We start from the raw sequence: 24,673 nt of genomic DNA, 5'->3' as shown, positions 1-24,673 counted from the left end.
TGTAGCATCTTTTCCCTTGGTCTCTTGCACAATCTCAAGTTATAGAGATTTTCCGATAAGCTGATGCATGGCTTCCGTCAACTTGGGTTCTTGATGCGCCTTGAACGTCTCATGAATCAATTCTTTGAGTTGTTTTTCGTCTAAAGTGCCAACATATTCGAGATTACCTAGCTCCAGGTCATAATCCTTATTGTCATTATCCACTAAAATACTATGGACTTCGAAGTTTGGAAATTTTCCCGTAAACCGGAACTCTTTAATTTTCATCACACACTATGCCTCCTTTTTACTTTTAGCTTGGCTCCTGGGACAGCGATTATGCAAAAGCTGGCCGTGACCTATCCGCGAATGATACACTATCGATATCTTAAGGAGGGCCGCAAACTCACGAGAATGGCTGAACCTTATTCCGTTGGGCATCGGATACGATTTTACCGCGAACACTTGGGATGGTCACAAACGCAATTAGCACGCAAAGTTGCCCTATCACAAAAACAGCTTTCGCGGATTGAACAATCGCAAGTCATGGACTTATCCCGTGATTTGGTCATCCTTATTGGACGGGCGTTAAAACAGCCGGTTATCAACGGCGAACTGAATCAGTGGCTGTATCATTTCGGTTATCGCGGTTATGTTGAACCGTTGTTGGATTTACCAGACGAATACCGTTTATGGCTATCCCGTTTTGATCCCTTTCCGGCTGCCCTTTTAGATATCGGGTGGTTTCTTCGAGATTGGAATGTGACCATGGCACGTCTTTTTCAGGTATCTCAGGGAGCCTTACAGGGGCTGGAACGCAATTTAATCGTGCAATTATTTGCTCCCGATGCACTGTTGGCTGAACAGTGGCCAAAAGAACTGTTGACACGTATGCTGCATCGTCTCATCGTTCAATGGCAACCCTACGAAAACGAACCCTGGCTTAACCGCTTAAAAAATGATATTTGCCAGCGAACAAAGATTCCGTGGGAGACACTGATTAACACCTATTGTCAGGGGCTAGTGGGAACTATTCCGTCAACATCTGAAGTCGTCGTGCTAAGAGCTCACGATGACCATCGGATTTTGCGTTTTCGTTCCAATTTGGTGCCCATTCCCAATCGCCCCGATCTTATTATTACGCATTACTATCCGATTGATGTCGTCACAGAAAAATGGTGTTGGCAGGACTTTAGCGGATAGACAGCCATCTGTCCGTGAGAAAAGTCTAAGCATTTTAGGACAAGGAGATATTTATCCATGTTTCTTAATTCCCAACAAGAAAAGGCCGTAATGGACAGTCTTTCCACATTACCAAATCCGGTCATTCTTACCGTACACAGCGAGCAGTGGGAGAGTGCAAAAACGCAAGCTACCCTCGATTTGATAAATTATACGGTTAGTCTTATGCCCCAAAAAATTATGCGTCAATTGGCTAACACCGATCACGCACGATTTTTTGATCCGACGGTGACCATTAGCAATACCCAAGGTAACATCTTTGGTGTCCAATTTGTTGGAGCGCCTAGCGGCATGGAATATGCCGCTTTTGTGGAATCCATTGCCGCATTCAGCCGCGTTTCAGGGTTTGACCACCCATCATGGGAACCTCTTTTGCATGAAATTCAGCGACCAGTGACGACTAAAATTTTTGTTTCCCCAACATGAACCAGGTGTCCCCATGTCGTGAACATGGCCATTGCATTTGCTATTCGGCAACCCTTGATCCAGGCCCAAATCATTCAAGTGGAAGAATTGCCCGAGTTGGCACAAAAACACCACGTCATGGGTGTTCCCACAACGTGGTGCGAACCCGGACCCTATGTGTTTACAGGCACGGTGTCGCCAGAATATTTTGCGGCTTATCTCATTCAAGCATCGATGTCTGCGACTCCTTAACGGTCACAGGCACGGTGCGAGAAAAACCCGCTCCGACGGCACCGGCGACAACAATCAATCCTCCCTCTAATTGGGTGGCACTTAACGTCTCATGCAGCAAAAGAACCGCCAACAAGGCGGTAAAAACTGGTAATAAATTCATGTAAGGAGCCGCTGTGCCACTGCCGAGTCGGTTTACCCCTGCACTCCACATCATAAAGGCTACCACCGATGCCATGGTACTCACATACAACAGGGCCAGCCCACTATTTATGCTTAACGTCACCGGGTGGGTAGACAAATTCCATATGCCAAGCAATGCTGAGGGAATCGCTCCCCATACCGCTGCCCCGGTGGTTAACACCAAGGGGGAAAATCGGTAACGGTAACGTCTTCCCAACGCCGTATAAACTCCCCACGACAATGCAGCAAAAATCAGTACAACGGCCCCAAAAATGCTGCCCGTTTGGGTACTGGCCCCTCCACCCAGTAACAAGATTTCGCCACCAATCGAGACCGCGACCATTAGCCATTGCCACAAGCGGACTTTGTCTTGAGCAATGACAAATCCCGCGACCAGTACCGCAAGTGGGGTAAATCCTGACAATAAACCCGCTTCCCCAGCAGGCACCATCGTTAATCCCCAATAGGTCAAACTCGAAAACAAAAACATACCAATAAAACCTAAAAGCAAGAACGCTTTCCACTCCTGTAGCAAGGGGACAATTTCTCCACGCTTCCGGACGATAAGCCATAAGACGACCGCCGAAATAATCCAGCGGACGCCATTGAGGGTAAATGGGCCCATGCTAAAACGTAAAACCCGCCCAGCTAAATAATTGCCAGCCCATAAAACATTAGCCGCAATCAGATACAGAATAAATTTCCACCGCATTATTCAGCCACCTTATGCCGTACATAGACGCGCCGAATACCTAAATGCCACACTTCCACAGGAGGTCCTCCGGGATTCACATAGACTTCTCCGGTCGGCTCGTAACCCGGCGGAGGGTCATCTAATACGCGTTCATACCGGGCTTTCCATCCTATCGTGAAGGCTAAAAAGACGATGCCAGCAGGAACCAGATAATACCCGATTTGAGGGACACCAATAGCAAAAAAAATGATACCGCCCACAATAGCCAAGACCCCAGCGCCGCGGACAATAATTTGATCAACAAACATGTCGCTTTGGTCCACCTTTCTGCATGATATTCACTGTCTTCCCGTTACTTGACAACTTTCCCGGGCCATTTCATCATGCCCCCCACCATATTGCGAACGGTGAAGCCTTCAGCCCGCAATAGCCTGGCTGCTTGTGCACTCCGTCGACCTGAGTGGCACACCGTGATGATGGTGGCATCCTTTTTCAACTCATGCAGGCGCTTATTTAATTCCATCAAAGGAATCAATTGGGCTCCTTTAATATGACCACTGCGATACTCATGCTGTTGGCGAACATCGAGGATGACAACTTTCTCACCTTGTTCGAGTAGTGCCATCACTTCTTCAGGCATAATCGTAGCAGGGACTCGCGGCGTCGTATTTTCCCGCCTTTTACCAATAAGCCATTCTAACATGTCCAACCGTCCTTTCCCTTGGATTTTATTCAATCTGCTCTTTCCTATCGAATCTTTAAATCTCATTGTATCATTCAAGCAAGCGACTACGAAACGGTGCTATTATTGAGAAAACGTATCGGTATTGCCATGATTATAGAAAATGCTACTAAGATAATTACGTCCCGTATCCGGCGCAAGAGCCACGATTAAATCGCCGGGATTTAATTCCTGTGCAATCCTTAGGGCCACATGAACCATCGCTCCCGAAGAACCTCCTGCCAAAATGCCTTCTTCCCGGGCTAATCGCCTTGTCATGGCAAATGCTTCTTCGTCGGAAACTGCCATCCAGCGATCAACCACATGCATGTCCAGGGTTTGAGGATAATAATCCTCCCCCATACCTTCTAACTTAAACGGTGCTACCGGCCCTGTAAAAATCGAACCGACTGGGTCCGCACCGATTATTAAGATGTTCGGATCTTTTTCTTTCAAATAGCGCCCAATGCCAGTAATCGTTCCACCAGTCCCAGCACCAGCTACAACCGCACGAACCTGTCCTTCCGTTTGTTCCCAAATCTCAGGACCCGTTGACATATAATGGGCGTGGGGATTGGCCTCTTGTTCAAACTGACCCATATAGCATCCACCGGGAATTTCTTCCGCCAACCGCTTCGCAACATTTTGATAATTGTTTTCGTCGTCACGACCGACATCCGGAACAATTTTCACTTCGGCGCCGTAAGCTTTGAGGATCGCAATTTTATCTGCGCTCATCTTATCCGGGACAACAAATAATGCGCGGTAGCCCTTGACGGCGGCTACCATCGCTAAAGCAATGCCGGTATTACCCGCTGTGGCTTCGATTATCGTCCCGCCAGGCTTTAGGCGGTGTTCTCGTTCTGCCACTTCGATTAACGCCGGAGCAATTCGGTCTTTGATACTGCCACCAGGATTTACTGCTTCAAATTTCACGGCAATGCGTACGCCGTTGTCCGGTACGAGGCGTTGTAATGCAATCAGGGGCGTATGCCCTATTGCCCCAAGGATATTCGGTAAAATGCTGCCCTTATCAGGCATCTGTTGATTTCCTCCTTTACGTTCTTTCCCATTATACGAAATTTCCTTTTCGTCTTTGGCATTTATCCTAAAACAGAAGGACTTTTCGCCAGCGTTGCCGAATAGCCATCATAATTGTTAGAAAGGCGGCGGAACTCGTGCAACACCCTCAGCCCGTAAAACCGCGCTTGTCCTTGTCACAAAATTTAGCATTGAGCTTCTATTGGCTAACGTCGAATATTCAATGGACCGCTTTAATCATTATTGTTGTGCCGCGCGCCGTTTTGTATATTGTTGGCCGTAGTGCATCAACTAGCGTTTTGTCTTCGCTTGTCGTATTAGGCTCCCTCATTGCCACCGTCGTACAACCGTGGGCGGGTTGGATTAGCGATCGCGTACGCCATGCATGGGGCCGACGCCGCCCCTATATCCTGTGGGGCACGGCAGGCAATGTGCTCGGTCTGATTATCATGGCGTACTCCGGCCACTTTTTGCTTATTTTTGCCTTCGGTTACTTGATGGTGCAGTTTTTCTCAAATCTTGCTCAAGCCGCGTATCAGGCTCTCATTCCCGATTTGGTCTCCGAGGAACAACGAGGTGTCGCATCAGGCTGGATGGGTTTCATGACGCAACTGGCCATCATTTTTGGAGCGTTAGCCCCCAATTATTTTGGTGACCCGGCGATTTATTGGATCCTTTCCGCACTATTAGTTCTTGGTTGGGGCGTCACACAGTTTGGGGTTCATGAAATGGATTCGCGTCATTTTATCGTGCCCCGGGTAACCTTTGCCCAAGGACTTCGCCAATTATGGATCTCTCCTCGAGCCTTTCCTGATTTTTGGTGGGTATTTGTCACACGACTTATGATCATGTTAGGATTTGCGACTTTAGAAAACTATTTATTTTATTACCTCAAATTTACCGTTGGCCTGAATAAACCAGAATCCACCGTCTTTCGGTTATTGGCATTGTTAACTTTAGGATCATTGATTTCTGTGCTCACTGCCGGATGGCTATCGGATCGGCTGCATAAACGCCGAATTTTAGTCTTTGTAGGTGGGTTGTTAATGGGGGCGACGGCCTTAACGTTTGTTTTCACTCATAGCATGTTTCTTATTTTGACCATGGGGTTAGTTTTTGGCGTGGGCTACGGAATTTATTTGTCGACAGATTGGGCATTGGCAGTCGATGTATTACCACCGGGACCAACCCAGGGTCGTAGCATGGGATTATGGCAAGCATCTTTTAATTTGGGCCAAGTCGGCGCTGGTTTCATTGCCGGCCTCTTCATCGGCTCTTTATCCCATGTTATGTCCTTGGGCGAGGCCTACCGGTTACTCTTTTTAATCACGTTTCTCTATTTTGGTGCTGGTTCCATACTCATTTACCGCGTGCGTAAAGCGGCATAAAATTCCCCATACCCTAGGAAAATTAGCAGGAGTTTTGATAGACCCTCACGAATTATTTAATTCATTGTTATGCTATTGGAGGGACCGTTTTACATGACCACACGGAAACGAACATCACAGCATCTGGTGATTATGATGATGACGGCCACCCTCCTCACCTCCGTGCATCACATCGTGCCGTCAGGAAATAGCCGCACACCCCGCCGATTATTGGCCTATTCAAACCAAACCCATCCGGGTCTTTACACGATCGAATTGCGCAATGACACGGCTATTTCCAATATTTACTTACTCCAAGCGGGAACAACCGTACGTTTAGCCGGCGTGTTAAAGGGCCATACCATAAGCGCTACGCGCATTGACGTGCTTATCCATGATAAGATGGGTCAGTGACGAAAAGGAAAGACGACGGATGGAGGAGAGCATGACACAGCGTGGATGGCTTATTACGCACAAAAATTGTCTAGATGGGGCCACTGCCGCAATTGTCGGCGAGCAATGTGGTTTGACCCCCATTTTTATCGAGCCAGACCGTGTTCTTGACGGATTTGCCCTGATTACCCATGATGCGCCTATTTACTTGGCTGATGTGTCTCTTAAACCTGAGCATTATCAAGGCGTTTCGTCCCGCATTGCAAAGCTATTGGATCATCATCAATCTGCCTTGCCACTAAGCCGTTACCCCAATGTATTGATTGACCTTAGTAAATCCGGGTCCCATCTTTTTTACGCCTTCGCCGTCGATCAAGGATGGTTAAAGCCCACACCCGAATGGGAACGGCTTGTATACGCTGTCGAGCGATACGATTTGTGGAAACCTGCGCATGAACCCGGCCAAAATCTAAACCGATTGTTTCACACATTGGGCTATGACTGGTATCGGGAACGCTTTGCCGTAGGCTGGAACCCCTATCAGTCCCATGAGCAAGCCCTATTAGCGGATCTCATTTTCCGCGAAAAACAATACATGAGAGAACAACTCAAGCGTTCTGTTAAAGTCTGGTCGCCACTGCCCATGATTGCTATTGCTCTCAGTGAAGAAGGAGCCACCAATGAACTCGCCCATCAACTACTGGGGCAAGGAGCCGCCCTGGTAGTTTTCATCAAGCCCGATGGCCGTTTATCCGCACGCAGTGATGTACGGATCGATGCTGCCAAACTGATGGAGGATGTATTTTCCGGTGGCGGTCATGCCCGCGCCGCAGGCGGACGGCTCGATCTGCCAGGGCCCTACGACCAAGAAACAGCCCGAGCCGTCCTTGAACGGATTGCTAACTATTTGCGTCTTAAATCTAGGACACTGTCAAAATAATCTTCCCGACATTCTGGTTGGTGACCATGTATTGGTGGGCTAGGCCTGCCTGTTCTAAGGGAAAGGTTTTATCGATAACCGCCCGTAATTGACCCGTGGCAAAAAACGCCATGGTTCTTTCTTGAAATTCCTGAATTAAGTGCATCTTGTCATAATCCGGACGCGACCGTAGAACCGTTCCACGAATATTGAGGCGGCGACTTAAGACCTCTCGCAGGTTGATTGATGCATCACCGCCGCTCAAAGTCCCGATTATGACAAGCACCCCTCCCGTTTTCAAACTCGCTAAATTCCGGGATAAATAATCTTGGCCGATAAAATCTAATACCGCGTCGACGCCCGCGCCGTGAGACCACGCACGCACATCTTCAACGAAATCTCGTTCCCGGTAGTTAATCGCTCGTTCCGCCCCAAACTCTAACACACGTGGAACCTTCTTCGAGGAGCCCACTGTGGTGACCACGTGTAAACCGGCCCGGTGGGCAAGTTGTATCGCTGCTGAACCGACCCCTCCCGCGCCGGCATGAATTAAAACCCTTTGCCCCATTGTGAGCTGAGCCTTATCAAATAACGCATCATACGCAGTCAAAAAGGCTTCGGGTATCCCTGCCGCTTCAATATCGCTCAACTCTTCGGGAATAAGCCAAGCGTTGTCCTGAGGACAGGCGACATACTCAGCATAGGCCCCTCCTGAAACCAGAGCCATCACCCGATCGCCTTCACGAAAACGAGTCACGCGCTGGCCGACTTGCACGACAACTCCTGCACATTCCAATCCCGGAATTTGGAATTCAGGTCGAGGATCTGGCGGCGGATACAGCCCTTGACGCTCCAATAAATCGGCGCGGTTGACACCCGCGGCGTGAATGCGAATTAAGATGTCGCCTGGTCCGCATTCAGGGACGGGAATCTCTTGTACCCGTAAGACTTCCGGACCTCCAAATTCAGTTAATACGATCGCCTTCACCTAAATTCCTCCTATTCTTGGGCCCTAAGACCGGTGGTTGGCTAAGGCCAAAACAGTAGACTGATTGAGGCCCCTTGGCCTGCCATTAATGCGCCTGGTTGGCCTTTTTATTGAGTGTGCACCTTCTTGATCAAAATCCTTTACAATGCTAAGAAGAACAAAATCATAATACAGAATTTATCAGGAGGATACCATGTCCCTATCTGGCCTGGTCCTGGTAATGGCTGTCGCCACCGGGGCAAGTGTCGCTAATCTTTATTACAATCAACCCCTGCTCGCCTTGATGGCTCGGACCTTTCATGTCGGTCCGGCCGCTATTGGCGTCGTAACGATGTTGACACAAATTGGATACGCTACTGGCCTGTTGCTGTTTGTTCCATTAGCCGATTTATGGGAACGGAAAAAATTAATCGCCGCATTATTTGGACTAACAGCGATGACATTGGAAATCGTATCGGTGCTGCCGCAGTTTTCAGCATTTTTAATAGCCAATTTTGCTTTGGGAGCGGTAACGGTGGTACCCCAAGTCATCGTGCCTGTGGCTGCAGATTTAGCTCCTGATAGTCAACGGGGTCGTGTGGTAGGGATTGTCATGAGCGGGTTATTAGTCGGAGTTCTGTCGGCACGCATGATTAGCGGCGTCATCGGAGATTGGCTAGGATGGCAGGCCGTTTACCGATTCGCCGGCATATTAATGGTGCTGTTTGTGATCATCGTAATAAGCATTTTTCCCATCTCTAGACCGCGCTCACGTCCTTTGAGTTACGGACAATTGCTGTATTCTTTAGGCCCCATCATCCGTAGTGAACCAGAACTGGTAAAAGCTTCTTTAACGGGTGGTGCACTGTTTGGCACTTTTAGTGCATTTTGGACCACATTAACATTTCGTTTAAGCACGACGCCTTATCATTATACGGCGTCTGTCATTGGGTTGTTTGGCTTACTTGGTATTGCTGGGGCCAGTGTTGCCCCTATTGCGGGACGCTTGGCGGACAAACGGGATCCGCGAGTCACCATCACCGGGGCTATTGTCTTAGTGAGCGTGGCGTGGCTCTTGATGTGGCCCTTGTCATCCCATCTATGGGCCCTCATCGTTGGCATTATTCTCCTTGATCTAGGGGTCCAGGCCGGACAAATCTCGAATCAATCCCGAATTTATGCGCTGCGTCCAGATGCAAGAGCCCGGGTAAATACCGTATATATGGTCACCTATTTTTTAGGAGGATCGATAGGTTCAGGAATAGCCAGTTTAGCTTGGGCCCATGCCCAGTGGACAGGAGTCACTTTCACCGCACTAGGACTACTTAGTGTGGCGATCATTACCCATCTTGCCAGTCTAAGACAGCTTCCCCTCATGAAATCGGTATGAAGAGGGACCCCGAACATGGTACAATGAGCGGCGAAAATATGTCTTTGGAGTGAATACGTTGACAGCCAAATTCTTTCGTTTCTGGAGCATTATCGGTGTATCAGGCATTTTGGCCACCGTTACAGCCGGGTGTGGACAGCAAGCAGCCAAAACCCCCGCTCACACCAAACAGATAGCCAGCGGGCGAAATCTGCGGTGGAATGCTCCACCGAAAATGTTCATAAATCCTAATAAGCAGTATACGGCAACAGTTGATACCACCGCAGGAAAGTTTGTTATCTCGTTATTTGCTAAGCAAGACCCAGTAGCCGTCAATAATTTTGTCTTTCTAGCTGATCACAACTTTTTCAATGGTGATGAAATTTTTCGGGTGATTAAACCCTTCATGTTCCAAACAGGTGATCCGTTAAACAACGGAACCGGTGGACCAGGGTATCAATGGAATGGAGAAAAGCCCACATTTCCCTATCAACCTGGAATCGTCGCGATGGCTAATGCCAACAATCCTAACACCAATGGTAGCCAATTTTTCGTTTGTACCGGGCCAGAAAGCACCAGTTTGAATCAAGATCCCATCTACACGGAACTCGGACGGGTCACCCAAGGGTGGAATGTTGTTCAAAAAATTGCTAGCGGCGCCGTAAAAACCAATCCTATGACGGGTGAGGATTCATTACCCATCCACCCCTATTACATTACGTCAGTGACTATTTCCGTCGGTGCATCACAATAATCGCAGCAGTAAAGGACAGGTATGTGGAGTGAATTCTAAACAACCGATTCGTGTGTTATTTGTCTGTGCAGGAAACATTTGTCGTTCTCCAATGGCGGAAGCTATTTTCCGCGCCAAAGTGCAAGAAAAAGGATTAGCGGACCAATTTATTATCGATTCCGCTGGAACCGGTTCATGGCATGTTGGAGAACTCCCTCACAAGGGAACGCAGGCGATATTAAAATCACATAATATCGCCTTTGATGGCATTCGGGCCCGGCAAATTCAAGTCGCTGATGCCCGCAATTTCGATTGGATTTTGGTCATGGATCAAGACAATTGGGACGATGTGAAAGCCTTGATGCCAGAAGCCGAAAACGTTCACAAGGTCCTCGAATTTTCCTCAACCACCGAACGCAATGTCCCCGATCCGTTTTATACGGGGGGATTTGAGCACGTTTATAGCCTGTTAGACGAAGCGCTCGATAACTTTTTACAAGTGGCCGTCGACCGGGCAAGGCAAAATTAAGTCGGGACTATCATTTTGAGCGTTATTAACCTTCTTTGACACAGGATAAACATGCCATGACTTTGACACAACCGTTAACGATTGATAGGCATGACTTTGACGACCTAACCACACAGGCACCTGTTCGTCCGTTAAGACCCATGGCATCCGGTCATGTATAGACTGGATGACGCCATCAGCTTGTGTGGTGAGAAGCACAACATACCAAAAATCACGAGCGGGCGACGCGATTAAAATGCCAGCGATGGCAAAAAGAGTATCTAAAGTAAAACGGAAAGGTTGACGTGTCGACCTTTCCCACTCATAAAATCCATCCGCCGGAACAATCACTCTTTGGTGGTGATAGCCCTCACGAAAAAGAGGTTTGTTCTGCACTGATTCTCGGCGGGCGTTGATCAACAAGGAATGGTGAACAGACACTCCCCAGTGAACCCATGCCGCTTTCCATTGTCCGTTCATGCGTTGACCAATCGTCAACACCTGCTGACCGGGAGCAACATTAAAGCGTGGGCTCCATGGCGGAGTGAGGTCCTGTTCAATTGGCCACCGATTTGTTAAATCTTGCCAAGTAAATGTCGCGCTAAACCGTCCACACATGCTAGACTCTTCCTTAAAGGGTCGTGAATCACGTCGCTTAATGATGCATGTCATATTACGAATAAATCGATTCCAAAATCCGTCTTGCCTCCATGTTACACTAGAAGGCGGAAACTCCCAAGAGAGATGGAGGTGAACCATGAAAATATCGTCTGAATGCGCGGCGTGTGTATTCTTGCAATTAATGCGCACATTGGACCATCAAAAAGAGAATAACCCTGTGCCCATTCAAGCCCAGGTCATGGGTCACTTAGCTTCTAGGTGGGAAACATTAGATAATCCCGGGATTGCCGTTTATCTCATGTATGAAATTGCGCAGAAAAACACCCATGAGACGGATCCGTACCACGAAGACAAAAGAACCGCAAACACCATGGCTGAGGCTTACTGGCAACAACATCCCCTGCTCATAGATGACTTGGAGAACCGATTTTTATATGCGGCGGCCGCCAACATTATTGATGCCGGATTGGGCGATAACACCCAGCGCCTTTTTCTTCAATTAGATCAGGCAATCCAACAAGGGTTTGCTCGCAACGATATTCGAAACTTTGTCCAATCCATACCCGCATCAGGAAAAATTCTCTATATTACCGATAATGCAGGGGAAATTGTTTTTGACCGCGAATTAATTCGGAGTCTACGCCATAAGGGATGGCATGTCAGTATTCTCGTGCGGCATCATCCTTTTTTAAATGATATCACTCGTGATGATGTGAATGACATGGGGTTGTCGATGGTCGCAGACAATGTCCTCGATTTCGGGGAGGATTTTACCATGTGGAAATTATCTGATGATGACCTTCAAGCATGGCAAAAAAGATATGACGGGGTCATCATTAAAGGGATTGCGAATCTCGAAGCCTTGTCCCACCGAAATCTTCCGATCCCTGCTTTGTTTTTATACCGTGCCAAGTGTCCCCCTTCTGCCCGCCTCGCAGGGGTTGAGGGGAATACCAATGTCGCCTGGTTAAAGGAATAAATTCCCTCGATTTTGGAAATTCTATAAGGACGACTTGGTGCTTTTTGGACCACCCCGGAATCCCATACGCTTGCGTACAATTCGTGATACAATTTAGTCTTGTGTACAGGACCGATATGAAGTGACTGACGTATTACATCGAGAAAAGGATTGGATGCCAATGCAAACGCGGACTGAAAACCCAGCCATAGGTTTTACCCCTCGTCAGCGATGGATTACTGGCATTCTCGCCGTTTTGGGTGCAATGTTTGTGGCCTTGTCCGTAGCTTTGCATGCACGAATCCATAGTCGAATTAGCACCATTTCCATCAATGAAAAACAACCGGTTAAAGTTCTGGTAGGGGTTCGAGGGACAACGACGGCACCTGCCTTTATAGGTTTTTTAGCGGTCGTCAAACCAAACAGTCAAATCCTTACCGTGGTTCCATTGTCGGGTGATACGCCTATTTTGGGTCCCAATGGAAAAATGATGCCATTATACACGGCCATCAGTGGTGAAAGTCCTCAAGTGGTCACCAAAATGGTATCCGAAGCCACAGGAATTCCAATTCATCATTATTTTTATTTCACGACAAATGATTTATTGATGGTCATGAACGCACTATATTATCATAGCGATCATCATTGGCCGAAGTTGTTGACGCCTTCTTCAATGCTAGCAACCTTTGGATATCCTGATGGCGTGTCCAGTCCCCAAGGCCAGGTTAAATTATTGTCAAAAATGGTGGACACATTGCCTGAGGTCAACCCACTGGTCGCCGGAGAACTTTTGGCTATGACTAAGAATTCCAGCACAAACTTAACGGCATACCAAGTTTTTTCCCTAGCCAATTACATTCGTGGCGACGCATTACAATTAGGCTCCGTAAAGCAACTAAAACATTCCGTCAGGAGGTCGCATGGCTAAAGACCTGACATCCGACTCGGCAGTCATTGTCAATCCCAAAGCCCAACTTACGCATTTGACACCCCATGTGAAATGGCCTGTTGTTCGGCTCTTGCTTTGGCTTTTTGTCATTTCTCGGGCGTTCTTTATGGAAATTGGCGGCTTAGCTTATATCTATTTGCCACATGCTTGGATTGAATCCCCTCCGGGCACACTTCCCCCTACAGGTCAATTGCTTTATCATGTGACTTTCGGTTTGTGGGCTCACTGGGATGGATTATGGTATTTATCCATTGCCAATTTCGGATATGCCAATCGTCCGACTGCCACAGCCTTTTTTCCCCTTTATCCGTTTTTGATCCACATCTTCGGAGGTGGTGTCATTGCGGGTGTTCTCATTAGTTTAGTATCCTTTTCTTTCACATTGTGGTTTTTGTTCCGGTTGACCCAATTGGAGTTTGGTCCCCAGATTGCCTGGGATACGGTATTGGTCTTAGCCTTTTTCCCTACCGCTTTTTATGCTAATGCCGTTTACTCGGAACCATTATTTATGGCGCTCGCGATAGGGTCCTTATATTTTGCGAGAACGCGTCGCTATTTTATCGCGGGACCGCTAGCGATGGCAGCCACACTGGTAAGCATGTACGGTCTTCTCTTGTCCGCTCCGTTTTTGCTGCTTCTTTGGAAACAAGAACATCACCGGATTAAACCGTTGTGGCATACTTTATGGGCACCTTTAGGTTTAGCCATTTATATGGTATTTCTTCTCATCCGCTTTGGCGACCCGCTGGTGTTTGAACATGCACAAAGCAATTGGGGAAGACATTTTGAATGGATCGGAGGCACATTATGGGTCGCCACCATAAAAGCCTGGAAGGTTCTCGGACAGGCCCTCAACATCCATCAATTGTTTGCCACGGGAATGCCTTCATTAGATGCTAGCAATTTTTATAATTGGTTATTTGCCGTATTTCTCATTGCCATGTTCGTGTTATCTCTAAAATATTTGCCCTCTTATTTGTGGCTTTATGAGCTGCTAGCCATCGCCGTCCCGTTTTCCTATCCAGCAACGGGAAACCCGCTCATGTCCCTGCCCCGTCTCGTGATGGAAGCCTTCCCCGTATTTATCGCCTTGGGATTATTTATTAACCAAAGTCGGCTCCGGCGCATAATATATTTTGCCGTTGCCCTGCCGCTGGGGATCTTATTTGTCTCGTTATTTGCTACGGCTCACTGGGTAGCATAATGAAAAAAACACCGCGCGGACGCGGTGTTAATGGCTTCCACAACTACAACCATTTTGAGCATGGGGATTAGTCAACACAAAACCTTCTTGCATCGAATCGACTTGATAATCCAATACGCCTCCATCGATATATGGCCGGCTATTAGCATCCACCACCAGCGTCACTCCGGCTGCCTGGAACTGTTCGTCATCGGCCGATACATGCTCTTCCCACGCCATGCGGTACCCAATACGACCACAGCCACAAGCCTGCTGGGCGCTAACCCTGACATAATCCGCTTTCTTTTCCGTGCCTAATTCGGCCAGTTTGGCAATCGCTTGGGGCGTCACTTCAATTTGTAAACTCATTCCTTAGCCCTCCTTTTATCCCATCATAAAGGGCTAGTGAGGGTGTGTAAAGCCCGAACCAATTTTGTTGTAATAAATAGAGTCCAGCCGCTATCACAATCACGGTGGTCATCCACCGTGTACGTGATGATGGATTTCTAAACCGGAATAACATCCGCATGATCAAAAGCCCCAAAATAGAGCCCAGAAGAAAGGGAATGAGTACGCGCCAATCGATGCTCGCTCGTACCATATTGGGTATCGCCGACGTGAATGCAAAACTCGCAATCGTCAATGTCGAGCTACTAACCGCAACATTTTGCGGTAAACCACTCATTAACATGCTAGGAAGCGCTAAGAAAGCTCCGTTGCCTCCAAAATATCCCGCCAATAATCCAACGCCCCCACCCATCATGGCCAATCGTTTGTGGTGAATCCTCCGAGAGCGAACCAAAAACTTTGATAAGATGAGGGATAATAGAGTATTTGTCACTAATAACAGGCCGATTAAAGCCAAACGCAAACGCGTCGTCAAATCATGTGGCATGAGCTTTGTGACCATCATCGTCAAAAGTCCAGGACCTGTAAACCACAAAGCTGGCCTTATTGCAACCCTTCGTTCCTCCCGGCGCATAAGAAACAACGCGACAGCAAGAACGAACGTCAGTACGGCCGCTGTCCCGAATAATTCGGCATGGGTCAAACCAAACAAATAACGCAGCACAATGATTGATAATATAAGTGTGCCGCCTCCAGCCGCTGCTAAAAGGAAGCCAATGCTTAGACCGGTGGAAAAAGCGAGCACACTGGCAACAATGGCACCAGACAGCACCGGCGCATCCTCCCTGCATCCTCATAATCGAAGTGATGCACAATAGGATGCACGGACATCTTGAAAATCATGTATTTGGGGGACACTCCGTGGAAAATGTACTACATTTCGTAAAATTATTGATGGAACGCATGAGCCGCGACGATATGACGTCCTATGCAGCAGCTCTAGCATATAAATTTTTGTTTGCGCTCTTTCCGTTGGTCCTGTTTTTAACCGCCCTCCTAGGATTTATGCATTTGCCTACAACCATTAAGGATATCGTGGGTCCTTTGAACAGTTTGGTGCCAGCATCGGTTATAACCTTATTACGCAGCGCAATCGCTGTGGCCATTCATCATGAAAACCCCACAGTCCTGTCATTAGGGATTGTGGGGTTTGTATGGGGCATGTCCGGTGCTTTTATGGAACTTATCGATGCGTTTAATCATGCTTATGAATTAACTTACCCATTCAAACGCGGCGCTATCAAGCGGTATCTTTTAGCCGCCGGAACCGGAATCATCTTTGGACTTCTTTTCGTTGCGACCCTTCTAGTCGCCACAGGGGGCACGCTATTTACCCACTGGTTACTCAATTCCGTACTCCATTGGCCCATCGATCACGTCGCGTCTTTTTTTCTGCATTGGTTGATGTTGCTCGTTCTCCTTGTGTTTAGTCTTGACATGTTATATACCATTCTGCCTGATCTACATCTTCCCTTTAAGTTTCTCAGCCCAGGCACCATCTTGGCTACCACCGTCTTTATTGTGCTGTCCTGGGGTTTCTCTCTTTATACCAGCCATTTTGATTCCTACAATAAAATGTATGGAAGCTTGGGAACTGTCATTTTGCTTCTTCTCTATTTATATTTGTTTGCCCTGGCGATTTTACTGGGAGCAGAAGTGAATGCGTTACTATACCATCAGCGCCACAAGTCTTCTCAGAAAAAATGAATCAGCACGGCTAAAATTAAACCCACCAGGCCACCGACAATGGCACCATTAACACGAATCCATTGAAGGTCCCGACCAACGTACCATTCTAGTTTATCAATCCATTCCCGTTCGTCCATTTGATTAAGATTATCGCGAACCAGTCGGCCGATAACGGGATGGTATCGTCGCAGGAGGGACACGGTGAGGCGTTTAATCATATTTTCCAGTTGTGCTTGCTGTTCCGGATACGCACGCAATATATCTGCCATTTCATGCGAAAAATGGCCAACACCTTCCCACGTTTTAGCGTCATGCAGATGGGTTCTCACTTCCGTCATCAACCACGTCACGGCGCGGTCCCATGGCATGTGATGGGCAAGATCATTTTTGGCGTTTTCAATCTTGAGCCGGAGATCATGATCATCGCGTACCGTAATCATAATGCGCACAATGGCTAGCTCAAATTGCTCAAAGGCTTTCTCAGATTTTAACCAATCAATCAGTTGGGTCTTAACCGTTACACTCAAATCTTTATAATCAACAGTCCCCAACGATTCTAATAAACCTAATACCAGTTTTTGAGTGGTTGTTTTCGTATACTTTTCCAGCATATCCTTCAGCCGGTTTTCCATATCCTCGGTAAATTCCACACTATTTAAGACATCAACGACATGACGTGCCAAAAAGTTAAAAAGAGCCCGGTCATTTTCTGATTGCACTAACCATTTGATGAAGCGCACAATGTAATCGGAAACTTGTAAGTCCTCAATTTTTTTGGTACTAAAAGATTCTAGATAGGCAGCTATCCGGTCTTCTGGGATGAAGTCCATCATCTGATTGAGTGCCTCAGTAATTTGCTGCTGTGCGACAGGGCTCAGCGGTTTATCCAAAAACTCGACGATTTTTCTGCCAATCTGCAGTTTCTCAATATTCGCTTCAATAAATGAGACCGACAATAACTCCGTCTCCACTAGTGTTGAAATGGCATCCACAATCCGGTCCCGATTGGCCGAAATAATTGAGGTATGTGGCAACCACTTTATCCCTAGGGGATGACGAAACAAAGCGGTGACGGCATACCAATCTGCAACGCCACCGGCCAAGCCTGCTAAGGCCATCGACTCTAGATAAGGCGCCCAAAATTGGCGATGAAACGCCAGGGCAATTAAAAATAATGCCAAAGCAATTCCTAATGTGATATTGGCCCACCGTCGCTGCACACTGTTCCCTCCCGCCTCATCTTACCGAACCCCGTCATAGAACGCAAAGCATGCCTGGGGTTTTGAAGACAAATCCTCCCTCTTTGCTAATTCTGCATTGATTTTTGTAAGGTCTTCTCGCACAATGGACAAAGACACCAGCACTTGATCTGGCTACGCTAAGTTCACGCTGTTGTGTTACATATGAGAAGATCCAGGCTCAAAAAAGGAGGTCCCTATTATGGTGGTTGATGTTGTGGTAGAAATCCCTCGGGGCAGTCAAAATAAATATGAAGTGGATCATGAAACGGGTCGCATCCGGTTAGACCGGGTGTTGTATTCTCCCTTTCACTATCCGACCGAATATGGATTTGTAGAGAATACTTTAGGTGAAGATGGGGATCCCATCGATGTGATGGTACTCATGTCTCAAAGTACCTTCCCTGGTTGTATTATTCGGGCCCGCATCGTGGGACTTTTGGAGATGCGGGATGAGAACGGCATTGATAACAAAATTTTGGCTGTCGCCGCCGATGATCCCCGTATGGATGGCATTAAGACCCTTTCCGATGTGCCCGCCCACACTTTAAAAGAAATTGCCCATTTCTTTGCAACATACAAAGAGCTCGAAGGCGGTAAGGAATCGCACGTTGGCGGTTGGCGGGACCATGAAGATGGAGAACGTGTGCTTAAGGAAAGCCAAGAGCGTTTTGCCAAAACCCAACACTAACAGAAAATCGCTAAAATAGAATTTTCACGTGCTGGGAAACACTAAAGGAACTAGCAACCTGGCAGACACTAATAAGTCTTCGGTCATTTTTTCAATGTCCGCTAAAACCGCTGCCAGGTCTAGCCAATCCCCTGCCGAAACATGAATTTCTTGTAATAACAGGCGTTGTCGTTTTGACGCCTGTTTCAGTGTTTTTTCAAGTTGGTAGGCAGCATCCGGATGCACTCCGACAATGATGCGAATATAAGTCTGCAAGGCCGATCCCATTAATGCTAATAAGTCCGCCAGTTGAGTTGCAATCGATTCCGGTAACGCCAAATACGGATCCTGGGTATCGCGCTCCACGGTCACAAACAAACTCCGGGCGATGCCCCGGGCTTGAGATAAGGTATGTTCCAACACGATAGCCACTTGACGAAGTGTTTTGAGGCGCCGACGCCTTCTCACCATTAACACGTTCCATTTTAGACTTTTTTCTGCACGCCGAATCGCATCGCGTACAGTTTCCAAAGACTCATCGACATGGCGGGCCCGAAGTAAATGTTGATTGGCTTCGGCCGCACTTAAGCCATCGATTAAATCTTGACGGATGGATAAAAGGACATCGGCCACCGCATGCGCCAGCGTTATTATGGCGGTTTCTGCTGCCTTAGTGGCATCAGGAGGCCAAATTAAAGCATTGACTAAAACCGCCACCATAACACCAATTGCTGTATCGACAACTCGCACCCATGCATAACCTGACGCCGAACGCCCCACGGTCATCACCAATAATGCGGTGATAGCGGCCTGGGGAATGCCTTGAGGTCCCATATGCAACCGCGTAGCCAAAAATACAGCAATATAGACGACAATTCCAACGGACAAGGCCGACAAACGGAAAAAATGCCCGGCGAAAATCGCGACAGCAATGCCTGCCCCGACACCCGCAACCCGTTGTATCCCCTTAGATATGGAATCAGCCACGCTCACCTGCAAAGACAAAATCGCAGCCAATGGGGCAAAATAGGGACGAGGCGTCTTAAACAACCACTGAGCTAAATACCACGATGTTCCGGCCGCTATCCCTGTTTTTAAGACTTGTGCATCAATCCCCGTGGCTAATAATCTCCGTAATGAAGACCATAGGTGCTGACTCATGACTGTAGCATGAGGTTCTTGTTAATTCTCTATGCGGACAGCACATCTTGCCACATTTTTGCAACCTGCAACAGTTTTCCTTCTTGATCGTAGTTCCCAACGATTTGCGCCGACGCAGCAAAACCCTGATCATTGTGGCCGACTGGCATGGTCAACGCGGGTAATCCGAGCAGATTAAACGGTGACGTCATCCACACCAATAAGTTCCGGACATCAATCGGTTGTCCGTCGTAGCCTGGTACTTCTTGGGTCGTGAGATCAGGTGGATAAATGGGAACGGTGGGTAAAATCATGACATCGTAGCGATCCAATATCTGCTGATACATGACTTGTAATTCCTGACGAGCACGCAAGCCCTCAATATACTGAACCGCAAGATAGGAGGCACGGGAAATTAAACGTTCGCGAACATCTTCCTGATAATCTAAAGGTCGTTCCTGTAACCACTTCCAATGGTAATTGGCCGCTTCAGCACCAATGATAACCAATTGGGCTGCCCGAATACGCTCCAATTCCGGCAATGGACTCGTATCGATGTGAACACCAGGGAGCATAGATAACCTCTCTAGGGCTAGTTCGAACCGGTGCTGTAAGTCTTGGTCTACGGCTCTGCCAAGAGTACCGCTAGGCACGAGAATGTTTAACGACGAGCACGGAGCCATCATATGTTCTTGGAAGCGTTCTTCGGGAAATATGAGATCTAAAAACAACGCAATATCCTCTATATCCCGGGCCATGGGTCCCACATGATCTAAAGTCCATGACAAAGGAATGACACCTTGTCGGCTAATTCGGTCGTACGTCGGTTTTAATCCAATAATCCCACACAGGGCTGCAGGAATACGGACAGATCCTCCGGTATCCGTTCCTAGCGCGAGAGGCATGAGTTCCGTAGCGACTGCCACAGCTGATCCGCCACTCGAGCCGCCAGCCATTTTTGATCCGTCTAGAGGATGTCGAACAGACCCATAAAATGAACTCGTGCTGGTTGGACCAAAAGCAAATTCGTGAAGATTGAGTTTGCCTAAATCGAGATTAGCACCCAATTCCCGTAACTGTGACACAATAACGGCGTCATGATGGGGTCGGTAATCTTGAAGGATTTTGGACCCCGCTGTCGTCGGCATATTTGCGGTTTCAAATAAGTCTTTAAGGCCAATGAGCACACCATCTAAGACACTTAAACTTATCGCATTGCGGTAGCGTCGCCATGACGCTTCGGCCGTCATCCTCGCGCGCTCTATATCTAAATGGATGAATGCATTGGTTTGCTCCTGGACCTGACGAATTTTGTCTGTTAACTGGTCCAACCAGGCCACAGGATCATGCTGCCCCGTCACAAAAGCTTGATGGATGGCCTTTATCTGCGATGGCATCATCGCACCCCTTGCCGAGAGCTTCGCGGGGAACACGGCTCATAAGGATTCAATGCTCTGGGAATTAACCCATGAAGTAGAATCTCCATCCCAGAAGCCTTCCAAAGAGGTTGTAAACACGTTTCGCTATCGAGAAATAAAATGTCCCGTAACAGGGTCCGAACTGCCTTCTCGTTATCCACCGTCTTCCATCAACTCCCGATGTCTTGATGATTTTGATATTTTTAGTATACAATGCCAATGCTTAAGGGCAGACCATGTGCTTGTAAAAATATTCATGGAAAAGCCACAAATAATCAGGAAGGATGACAACAACAATGGAATGGACGGAGGATCTCATTGGACGATGTTCATCCCCCAAAATGTATCACATTGACCGTGACACGCTGAAACAATTTTCCCGATCCCTCGAACTCACCTATCCCCCGTATTTTGATCCAGAAGCCGCACGGTCTGAAGGCTACCGTGATATCATAGCTCCGCCGACTTTTGCGTTTACCTTAACGGCAGGAGATATTCCTGGTCTTGAGCTTCCAGACGCAGGAATCATTCACGGCGAGCAGCAATTCGAATATGCTCTACCTCTCACAGCTGGCGATGAAGTTCATGTCGTGGCCTGCATCGATAATTTGAAAAAACGGGGATTAACCGTGTTTCTGACTTTAAAGACCATTGCCCACAATTCACAAAATGAGATGGTATTTGTGTCCCGGTCGCTGTTCATCATTACTCTAGATAAGGAGTCGGCCCTATGATTCCAGAAAAACTTGGTCCATGGACAAAAACCATAAGTCGCGAACAACTCATCCGATATGCAGCAGCCTCGGGGGACTTCAATCCCATTCATTATGATACCGAGATCGCCAAACAGTACAATTTGCCTGGGGTTATTGTTCACGGCATGCTCAATATGGGTTTATTCGACAACCTCTTAACGCCGCTTTATGCTCAAGGCTTTGTGCTCCAGGAATTTTCTGCTCGTTTCCGTCAAATTGTCCGTCCCAATGAATCCCTGATCTTCTCAGGGACAGTCAAGCGCAACGAAGATGAAACGCTTCACGTGACCTTAAGCATCCAAGCGGCTGATAGCGACAAACCCGCTGTCATTGGTCAGGCAATTTTACGCCGTTTAACACGCCAGTCTTGATAAAGAGAGTGACCCAAACCCAAGAGAATCAGACCAATTCCCAAAAGCGGCCACAATAAATGGATTATCACGCTGTTAGGTGGCGCAAAAGTTGAAATCATGGCAATCACGTCCATCAAAATATGCGCAATCAGGGGCACGAGGATATCACCTGTCGCCATCATATATAGCGTCCATGGTAAAACGCTCAATGAAATGGTCCACATCGTCCATCCGCCCCAGAATGGGACATGCCATAATCCAAATAAGGCCGCACTTAAAACAGCGACACCCAATCGATTTCCTGGCGATGTGGGCCGCAGAAATTTCCAAAGCCACGCCATGGATCCAATTAACAAAAGATTTTCAACCGGAAGAACCAAAGGAAACTGCCACAATAAATGAATAGCGATTGGCCAATTCATATGTTTCATGCCTTGGGCCTGTGGGTTAAAGCCCAAAATACGCTGGGCCACCTCTCCTAATCCAATGCTGGCAATGAGCAATAAGAGGGATTGCGCTATCGTCATATCTGTCCAATGAATCGTTTTGAGCAATTGCGGTACATAAGGCCAGCTCAACGCTGTAAATAATACCGCTCCATATCCATAGCCCGCCATGCTGCTTTTGGTAACGTTACCCAAGATCAGGACCGCACAGCCCCCCATTACGGTGGCGAGAAATACACGCCAGGCTGCAATGGATGCCATGGGTTGGAGAAAGTTTTGGGCTGGCGGACTGAACACACCTGGCCAAAATTTCTGAAGCGATCGCAGTTTCTTCACAATAATTCACCCTGTACATGCATAATCTGCGGGACACGATTCTATGACAATAAACTGCGTACGGGCTTATTCCTTCACGTTGTAGGTCCGAAGGGAATCGATTAACATCCTTGGCAGAAGCTACTTTGGGGGTTGGTAGCCGCTGTACGATCAGAACGTAAGTTGCTGATCATCACGTCTCCTGATTGTATTGAGCAATCCACATCAGCGCATCCATTAAATTTACAGGTCTTGTTGTATCGACACGAAGCACAGGATAAATTGCCAGGGGCTCCCCGGCTTTTTCTATCCATTCAGAAAAATTTATACCGCCACGGATATGGCCCTCATGGCGTGAACGCATCTGACGTGCTTGGAACCGCTGTTCTGCAATAAATGGCGGGCAATCACAATAAATTTCCACCATAGGTCCTTTCAATTCAGCTAAATCGCGTGGCGCCAGATGGCGATCAAAAACACTATCAAGAATGGCATGAGGCATCGTCTTTGCAAGACGATACATTAATGTAATGCTGATCATGCCAAGCTTACGAGACCATTGCCGATCGTCTATACCCAATTCATCAAACAATACCTCTTTAAACACATCTTTTTCAAGGACCGGCCACTGTAAAGCGTGCCCTAAGGCTGCCGCTAATGTGCTCTTTCCCGATCCGGGGAGACCGTTGACGAGGATATACATTATAGTCCTCTTTCCCGAATTTAATAAATTCCGACGAATTAATGCCAAGGACAAGGGCAATTAATCTCAACGAAAACTCTGAACTTTAATCAAAAAATGTTATGGACTCCCGCCATTTAATTCGTCCGGAAGACCAGTCTCATGGGTGGAAATCTCAAACTATCTTAATTTCCGACAACTTTCTACGAGATGACTGCCTTAGTGATACGATTGCTTATTGGGGATAAGCGGGACTCTGACTCATCGCCACGCGGATTTCCCAAACAACTTGAGGCCTTGCAATTATAGATAAGTGCAGCGCTCTCCCGTTCATTCCGGAATAGGCATTGGTGAACAACCCTGATCCCGTACAAGGTCCTACAGTCGTCAAGGGCTTGATTTGGAGAACACCTCCACCGGTACAGCCCACTTCTACCATGAGCTGTGCATTATGAGCAACCAATACCGGAAGATTTCGCGAGCCATGTCCTCGTTCCACAATTAAAGTGGATACGGGATTCGTACCCTCAAGTGGTAACAGTAGAGGTAATTGAGCGGGTTGACTATGGCTTATAGAATTGGGCTTCATATGCTGTGTCACGGCGACATGATGTGCTCCGCATCCTGTTATTAGCGTGATCAGTCCTAATATTAGGGCCGCATGACTCCAACGATCAATGTGCTGTCTCATGGTTTGCATTCGCTCCCTACGCCGCCTTTAATATATTTCCGCCACGATGAGGTTCTCTTATCCCTATTTATTGTATTAAATATTTTGTACGTCATGGATTTGGTCCGAGAAGATGTCAGCATAATATTCACCAGACATGCCCCAGTGCGGCCCAGACCATGATGACAATGCTATTCCTTTTGTAAACTGCGAGAGTCTACCCGAATGAAATCGTGAGATACTCTAAGACATCAATACCGAAAAGAGCTTCTGTCTCATGCCTCTGAAGGCTCTACACTCACCAGATCTATGGTTACCTAAGAGGTCATGACCGCCAACGGATTCGGCCGGGAAAACGCTGCATGACCGGGATTGGGTAACTCTTGCAGTAGCAACCCATGATGGAACGGTATGGATGAAACACCA

At 47.5% G+C, this 24,673-nt stretch carries 30 protein-coding genes and 1 pseudogene; 16 read left to right on the top strand and 15 right to left on the bottom strand.

Annotated elements, in window-relative coordinates:
- Window positions 1–39 precede the first annotated feature (39 nt).
- Entirely contained in the window at window positions 40–270 is a 231-nt protein-coding gene (locus B8987_RS19720; RefSeq protein ID WP_020374090.1) for a hypothetical protein, read from the bottom strand.
- Between the two features lie 48 nt (window positions 271–318).
- Here B8987_RS19720 and B8987_RS15510 point away from each other — a divergent pair, with 48 nt between their 5' ends.
- The 3 genes and pseudogenes from B8987_RS15510 to B8987_RS15500 form a co-directional block, all read left to right on the top strand.
- A complete protein-coding gene (locus B8987_RS15510; RefSeq protein WP_157782343.1) occupies window positions 319–1,182 on the top strand; it encodes a helix-turn-helix domain-containing protein in 864 nt (287 codons plus the stop codon).
- 57 nt (window positions 1,183–1,239) lie between these two features.
- Window positions 1,240–1,647 carry a thioredoxin domain-containing protein gene (locus tag B8987_RS15505; RefSeq protein ID WP_020374088.1) on the top strand — a complete coding sequence of 136 codons (408 nt, stop codon included), beginning with the start codon at window positions 1,240–1,242 and terminating at the stop codon, window positions 1,645–1,647.
- A 15-nt stretch (window positions 1,648–1,662) separates the two neighbouring features.
- Window positions 1,663–1,878: pseudogene (locus B8987_RS15500) on the top strand (thioredoxin family protein); the annotation flags it as partial.
- Here the strand turns inward: B8987_RS15500 and B8987_RS15495 are convergent.
- The 4 genes from B8987_RS15495 to B8987_RS15480 all read right to left on the bottom strand — a co-directional run bounded on the left by B8987_RS15495 (window position 1,847) and on the right by B8987_RS15480 (window position 4,496).
- The gene (locus B8987_RS15495) at window positions 1,847–2,752 is read right to left on the bottom strand and encodes a DMT family transporter (RefSeq protein ID WP_020374086.1); all 906 of its coding nucleotides are present in this window, start codon (window positions 2,750–2,752) and stop codon (window positions 1,847–1,849) included. The pseudogene B8987_RS15500 and the gene B8987_RS15495 overlap by 32 nt on opposite strands.
- The gene (locus tag B8987_RS15490) at window positions 2,752–3,042 is read right to left on the bottom strand and encodes a hypothetical protein (RefSeq protein WP_037914203.1); all 291 of its coding nucleotides are present in this window, start codon (window positions 3,040–3,042) and stop codon (window positions 2,752–2,754) included. The genes B8987_RS15495 and B8987_RS15490 overlap by 1 nt, the downstream gene beginning before the upstream one ends.
- 44 nt (window positions 3,043–3,086) lie before the next feature.
- A complete protein-coding gene (locus tag B8987_RS15485; protein ID WP_051005389.1) occupies window positions 3,087–3,437 on the bottom strand; it encodes a rhodanese-like domain-containing protein in 351 nt (116 codons plus the stop codon).
- Between the two features lie 102 nt (window positions 3,438–3,539).
- Entirely contained in the window at window positions 3,540–4,496 is a 957-nt protein-coding gene (locus B8987_RS15480) for a PLP-dependent cysteine synthase family protein (protein WP_020374083.1), read from the bottom strand.
- A gap of 137 nt (window positions 4,497–4,633) precedes the next feature.
- On the opposite strand from B8987_RS15480, the gene B8987_RS15475 reads away from it, so the two are divergent.
- The 3 genes from B8987_RS15475 (at window position 4,634) to B8987_RS15465 (ending at window position 7,196) form a co-directional block, all read left to right on the top strand.
- Window positions 4,634–5,884: an MFS transporter gene (locus B8987_RS15475; RefSeq protein WP_020374082.1), complete on the top strand. Its 1,251-nt coding sequence runs from the start codon at window positions 4,634–4,636 to the stop codon at window positions 5,882–5,884.
- Between the two features lie 93 nt (window positions 5,885–5,977).
- The gene (locus tag B8987_RS15470) at window positions 5,978–6,277 is read left to right on the top strand and encodes a hypothetical protein (protein WP_020374081.1); all 300 of its coding nucleotides are present in this window, start codon (window positions 5,978–5,980) and stop codon (window positions 6,275–6,277) included.
- A 31-nt stretch (window positions 6,278–6,308) separates the two neighbouring features.
- The gene (locus B8987_RS15465) at window positions 6,309–7,196 is read left to right on the top strand and encodes a DHHA1 domain-containing protein (RefSeq protein WP_020374080.1); all 888 of its coding nucleotides are present in this window, start codon (window positions 6,309–6,311) and stop codon (window positions 7,194–7,196) included.
- Here B8987_RS15465 and B8987_RS15460 read toward each other — a convergent pair.
- Window positions 7,177–8,163 carry an NAD(P)H-quinone oxidoreductase gene (locus B8987_RS15460; RefSeq protein WP_020374079.1) on the bottom strand — a complete coding sequence of 329 codons (987 nt, stop codon included), beginning with the start codon at window positions 8,161–8,163 and terminating at the stop codon, window positions 7,177–7,179. The two genes, B8987_RS15465 and B8987_RS15460, sit on opposite strands and share 20 nt — an antisense overlap.
- Before the next feature lie 193 nt (window positions 8,164–8,356).
- Between B8987_RS15460 and B8987_RS15455 the strand changes: the two genes are divergently transcribed.
- The 3 genes from B8987_RS15455 to B8987_RS15445 are packed head-to-tail and all read left to right on the top strand — an operon-like array spanning window position 8,357 to window position 10,773.
- Window positions 8,357–9,532: an MFS transporter gene (locus B8987_RS15455; RefSeq protein ID WP_020374078.1), complete on the top strand. Its 1,176-nt coding sequence runs from the start codon at window positions 8,357–8,359 to the stop codon at window positions 9,530–9,532.
- Between the two features lie 58 nt (window positions 9,533–9,590).
- Window positions 9,591–10,265, top strand: a complete 675-nt coding sequence (locus B8987_RS15450) for a peptidylprolyl isomerase (protein WP_020374077.1) — start codon at window positions 9,591–9,593, stop codon at window positions 10,263–10,265.
- A gap of 28 nt (window positions 10,266–10,293) precedes the next feature.
- A complete protein-coding gene (locus tag B8987_RS15445; protein WP_020374076.1) occupies window positions 10,294–10,773 on the top strand; it encodes a low molecular weight protein-tyrosine-phosphatase in 480 nt (159 codons plus the stop codon).
- On the opposite strand, the gene B8987_RS15440 is transcribed toward B8987_RS15445, so the two are convergent.
- Window positions 10,738–11,370: an SOS response-associated peptidase gene (locus B8987_RS15440; protein WP_020374075.1), complete on the bottom strand. Its 633-nt coding sequence runs from the start codon at window positions 11,368–11,370 to the stop codon at window positions 10,738–10,740. The genes B8987_RS15445 and B8987_RS15440 overlap by 36 nt on opposite strands.
- Window positions 11,371–11,509: 139 nt before the next feature.
- Here B8987_RS15440 and B8987_RS15435 point away from each other — a divergent pair, with 139 nt between their 5' ends.
- The 3 genes from B8987_RS15435 to B8987_RS15425 all read left to right on the top strand — a co-directional run bounded on the left by B8987_RS15435 (window position 11,510) and on the right by B8987_RS15425 (window position 14,484).
- Window positions 11,510–12,352 carry a damage-control phosphatase ARMT1 family protein gene (locus tag B8987_RS15435; protein WP_020374074.1) on the top strand — a complete coding sequence of 281 codons (843 nt, stop codon included), beginning with the start codon at window positions 11,510–11,512 and terminating at the stop codon, window positions 12,350–12,352.
- A gap of 160 nt (window positions 12,353–12,512) precedes the next feature.
- On the top strand, window positions 12,513–13,259 hold the full coding sequence (locus tag B8987_RS15430) for a hypothetical protein (protein ID WP_020374073.1): 747 nt from the start codon (window positions 12,513–12,515) through the stop codon (window positions 13,257–13,259).
- Complete coding sequence (locus tag B8987_RS15425; RefSeq protein ID WP_020374072.1) at window positions 13,252–14,484, top strand: glycosyltransferase family protein; 1,233 nt, start codon at window positions 13,252–13,254, stop codon at window positions 14,482–14,484. Before B8987_RS15430 ends, B8987_RS15425 begins: the two co-directional genes overlap by 8 nt.
- Window positions 14,485–14,511: 27 nt before the next feature.
- Here the strand turns inward: B8987_RS15425 and B8987_RS15420 are convergent, their stop codons facing one another.
- Both B8987_RS15420 and B8987_RS15415 read right to left on the bottom strand, forming a co-directional pair.
- Window positions 14,512–14,832 (bottom strand): HesB/IscA family protein, encoded by a 321-nt coding sequence (locus tag B8987_RS15420; RefSeq protein WP_020374071.1) that lies wholly within the window; start codon window positions 14,830–14,832, stop codon window positions 14,512–14,514.
- On the bottom strand, window positions 14,816–15,643 hold the full coding sequence (locus tag B8987_RS15415) for a sulfite exporter TauE/SafE family protein (protein WP_028963599.1): 828 nt from the start codon (window positions 15,641–15,643) through the stop codon (window positions 14,816–14,818). The genes B8987_RS15420 and B8987_RS15415 overlap by 17 nt, the downstream gene beginning before the upstream one ends.
- Window positions 15,644–15,732: 89 nt before the next feature.
- Between B8987_RS15415 and B8987_RS15410 the strand changes: the two genes are divergently transcribed.
- Window positions 15,733–16,578, top strand: coding sequence for a YihY/virulence factor BrkB family protein (locus tag B8987_RS15410; RefSeq protein WP_157782342.1), 846 nt, complete (start codon window positions 15,733–15,735; stop codon window positions 16,576–16,578).
- Here the strand turns inward: B8987_RS15410 and B8987_RS15405 are convergent.
- Window positions 16,566–17,780: a DUF445 domain-containing protein gene (locus B8987_RS15405; RefSeq protein WP_020374068.1), complete on the bottom strand. Its 1,215-nt coding sequence runs from the start codon at window positions 17,778–17,780 to the stop codon at window positions 16,566–16,568. The genes B8987_RS15410 and B8987_RS15405 overlap by 13 nt on opposite strands.
- 220 nt (window positions 17,781–18,000) lie before the next feature.
- Between B8987_RS15405 and B8987_RS15400 the strand changes: the two genes are divergently transcribed.
- Window positions 18,001–18,489: an inorganic diphosphatase gene (locus B8987_RS15400; protein WP_020374067.1), complete on the top strand. Its 489-nt coding sequence runs from the start codon at window positions 18,001–18,003 to the stop codon at window positions 18,487–18,489.
- Window positions 18,490–18,513: 24 nt separating this feature from the next.
- Here the strand turns inward: B8987_RS15400 and B8987_RS15395 are convergent, their stop codons facing one another.
- Window positions 18,514–19,629, bottom strand: a complete 1,116-nt coding sequence (locus B8987_RS15395) for an FUSC family protein (RefSeq protein ID WP_020374066.1) — start codon at window positions 19,627–19,629, stop codon at window positions 18,514–18,516.
- A gap of 29 nt (window positions 19,630–19,658) precedes the next feature.
- Entirely contained in the window at window positions 19,659–21,008 is a 1,350-nt protein-coding gene (locus tag B8987_RS15390; RefSeq protein ID WP_081503195.1) for an amidase, read from the bottom strand.
- 314 nt (window positions 21,009–21,322) lie between these two features.
- Here B8987_RS15390 and B8987_RS15385 point away from each other — a divergent pair, with 314 nt between their 5' ends.
- Window positions 21,323–21,760, top strand: coding sequence for an FAS1-like dehydratase domain-containing protein (locus tag B8987_RS15385; protein WP_020374064.1), 438 nt, complete (start codon window positions 21,323–21,325; stop codon window positions 21,758–21,760).
- Window positions 21,757–22,152 (top strand): MaoC/PaaZ C-terminal domain-containing protein, encoded by a 396-nt coding sequence (locus B8987_RS15380; RefSeq protein WP_020374063.1) that lies wholly within the window; start codon window positions 21,757–21,759, stop codon window positions 22,150–22,152. Before B8987_RS15385 ends, B8987_RS15380 begins: the two co-directional genes overlap by 4 nt.
- Here B8987_RS15380 and B8987_RS15375 read toward each other — a convergent pair.
- The 3 genes from B8987_RS15375 to B8987_RS15365 all read right to left on the bottom strand — a co-directional run bounded on the left by B8987_RS15375 (window position 22,116) and on the right by B8987_RS15365 (window position 24,277).
- Window positions 22,116–22,916: a CPBP family intramembrane glutamic endopeptidase gene (locus B8987_RS15375; protein WP_020374062.1), complete on the bottom strand. Its 801-nt coding sequence runs from the start codon at window positions 22,914–22,916 to the stop codon at window positions 22,116–22,118. The genes B8987_RS15380 and B8987_RS15375 overlap by 37 nt on opposite strands.
- Before the next feature lie 172 nt (window positions 22,917–23,088).
- A complete protein-coding gene (locus tag B8987_RS15370; RefSeq protein ID WP_020374061.1) occupies window positions 23,089–23,598 on the bottom strand; it encodes a P-loop nucleotide/nucleoside kinase family protein in 510 nt (169 codons plus the stop codon).
- A gap of 214 nt (window positions 23,599–23,812) precedes the next feature.
- Window positions 23,813–24,277, bottom strand: coding sequence for a hypothetical protein (locus B8987_RS15365; protein WP_020374060.1), 465 nt, complete (start codon window positions 24,275–24,277; stop codon window positions 23,813–23,815).
- Window positions 24,278–24,673: the final 396 nt, after the last annotated feature.

Source organism: Sulfobacillus thermosulfidooxidans DSM 9293, from assembly GCF_900176145.1.
GTDB classification, from domain to species: domain Bacteria; phylum Bacillota; class Sulfobacillia; order Sulfobacillales; family Sulfobacillaceae; genus Sulfobacillus; species Sulfobacillus thermosulfidooxidans.
This window is presented reverse-complemented; position numbering and strand designations above follow the sequence as displayed.

Coding starts and splice junctions, on each gene's coding strand:
- B8987_RS15510 (WP_157782343.1), top strand. CDS start 319: ATGCAAAAGCTGGCCGTGACCTATCCGCGAATGATACACTATCGATAT.
- B8987_RS15505 (WP_020374088.1), top strand. CDS start 1,240: ATGTTTCTTAATTCCCAACAAGAAAAGGCCGTAATGGACAGTCTTTCC.
- B8987_RS15495 (WP_020374086.1), bottom strand. CDS start 2,752: ATGCGGTGGAAATTTATTCTGTATCTGATTGCGGCTAATGTTTTATGG.
- B8987_RS15490 (WP_037914203.1), bottom strand. CDS start 3,042: ATGTTTGTTGATCAAATTATTGTCCGCGGCGCTGGGGTCTTGGCTATT.
- B8987_RS15485 (WP_051005389.1), bottom strand. CDS start 3,437: ATGTTAGAATGGCTTATTGGTAAAAGGCGGGAAAATACGACGCCGCGA.
- B8987_RS15480 (WP_020374083.1), bottom strand. CDS start 4,496: ATGCCTGATAAGGGCAGCATTTTACCGAATATCCTTGGGGCAATAGGG.
- B8987_RS15470 (WP_020374081.1), top strand. CDS start 5,978: ATGACCACACGGAAACGAACATCACAGCATCTGGTGATTATGATGATG.
- B8987_RS15465 (WP_020374080.1), top strand. CDS start 6,309: ATGACACAGCGTGGATGGCTTATTACGCACAAAAATTGTCTAGATGGG.
- B8987_RS15455 (WP_020374078.1), top strand. CDS start 8,357: ATGTCCCTATCTGGCCTGGTCCTGGTAATGGCTGTCGCCACCGGGGCA.
- B8987_RS15440 (WP_020374075.1), bottom strand. CDS start 11,370: ATGTGTGGACGGTTTAGCGCGACATTTACTTGGCAAGATTTAACAAAT.
- B8987_RS15435 (WP_020374074.1), top strand. CDS start 11,510: ATGAAAATATCGTCTGAATGCGCGGCGTGTGTATTCTTGCAATTAATG.
- B8987_RS15430 (WP_020374073.1), top strand. CDS start 12,513: ATGCAAACGCGGACTGAAAACCCAGCCATAGGTTTTACCCCTCGTCAG.
- B8987_RS15425 (WP_020374072.1), top strand. CDS start 13,252: ATGGCTAAAGACCTGACATCCGACTCGGCAGTCATTGTCAATCCCAAA.
- B8987_RS15420 (WP_020374071.1), bottom strand. CDS start 14,832: ATGAGTTTACAAATTGAAGTGACGCCCCAAGCGATTGCCAAACTGGCC.
- B8987_RS15400 (WP_020374067.1), top strand. CDS start 18,001: ATGGTGGTTGATGTTGTGGTAGAAATCCCTCGGGGCAGTCAAAATAAA.
- B8987_RS15395 (WP_020374066.1), bottom strand. CDS start 19,629: ATGAGTCAGCACCTATGGTCTTCATTACGGAGATTATTAGCCACGGGG.
- B8987_RS15390 (WP_081503195.1), bottom strand. CDS start 21,008: ATGATGCCATCGCAGATAAAGGCCATCCATCAAGCTTTTGTGACGGGG.
- B8987_RS15385 (WP_020374064.1), top strand. CDS start 21,323: ATGGAATGGACGGAGGATCTCATTGGACGATGTTCATCCCCCAAAATG.
- B8987_RS15380 (WP_020374063.1), top strand. CDS start 21,757: ATGATTCCAGAAAAACTTGGTCCATGGACAAAAACCATAAGTCGCGAA.
- B8987_RS15370 (WP_020374061.1), bottom strand. CDS start 23,598: ATGTATATCCTCGTCAACGGTCTCCCCGGATCGGGAAAGAGCACATTA.
- B8987_RS15365 (WP_020374060.1), bottom strand. CDS start 24,277: ATGCAAACCATGAGACAGCACATTGATCGTTGGAGTCATGCGGCCCTA.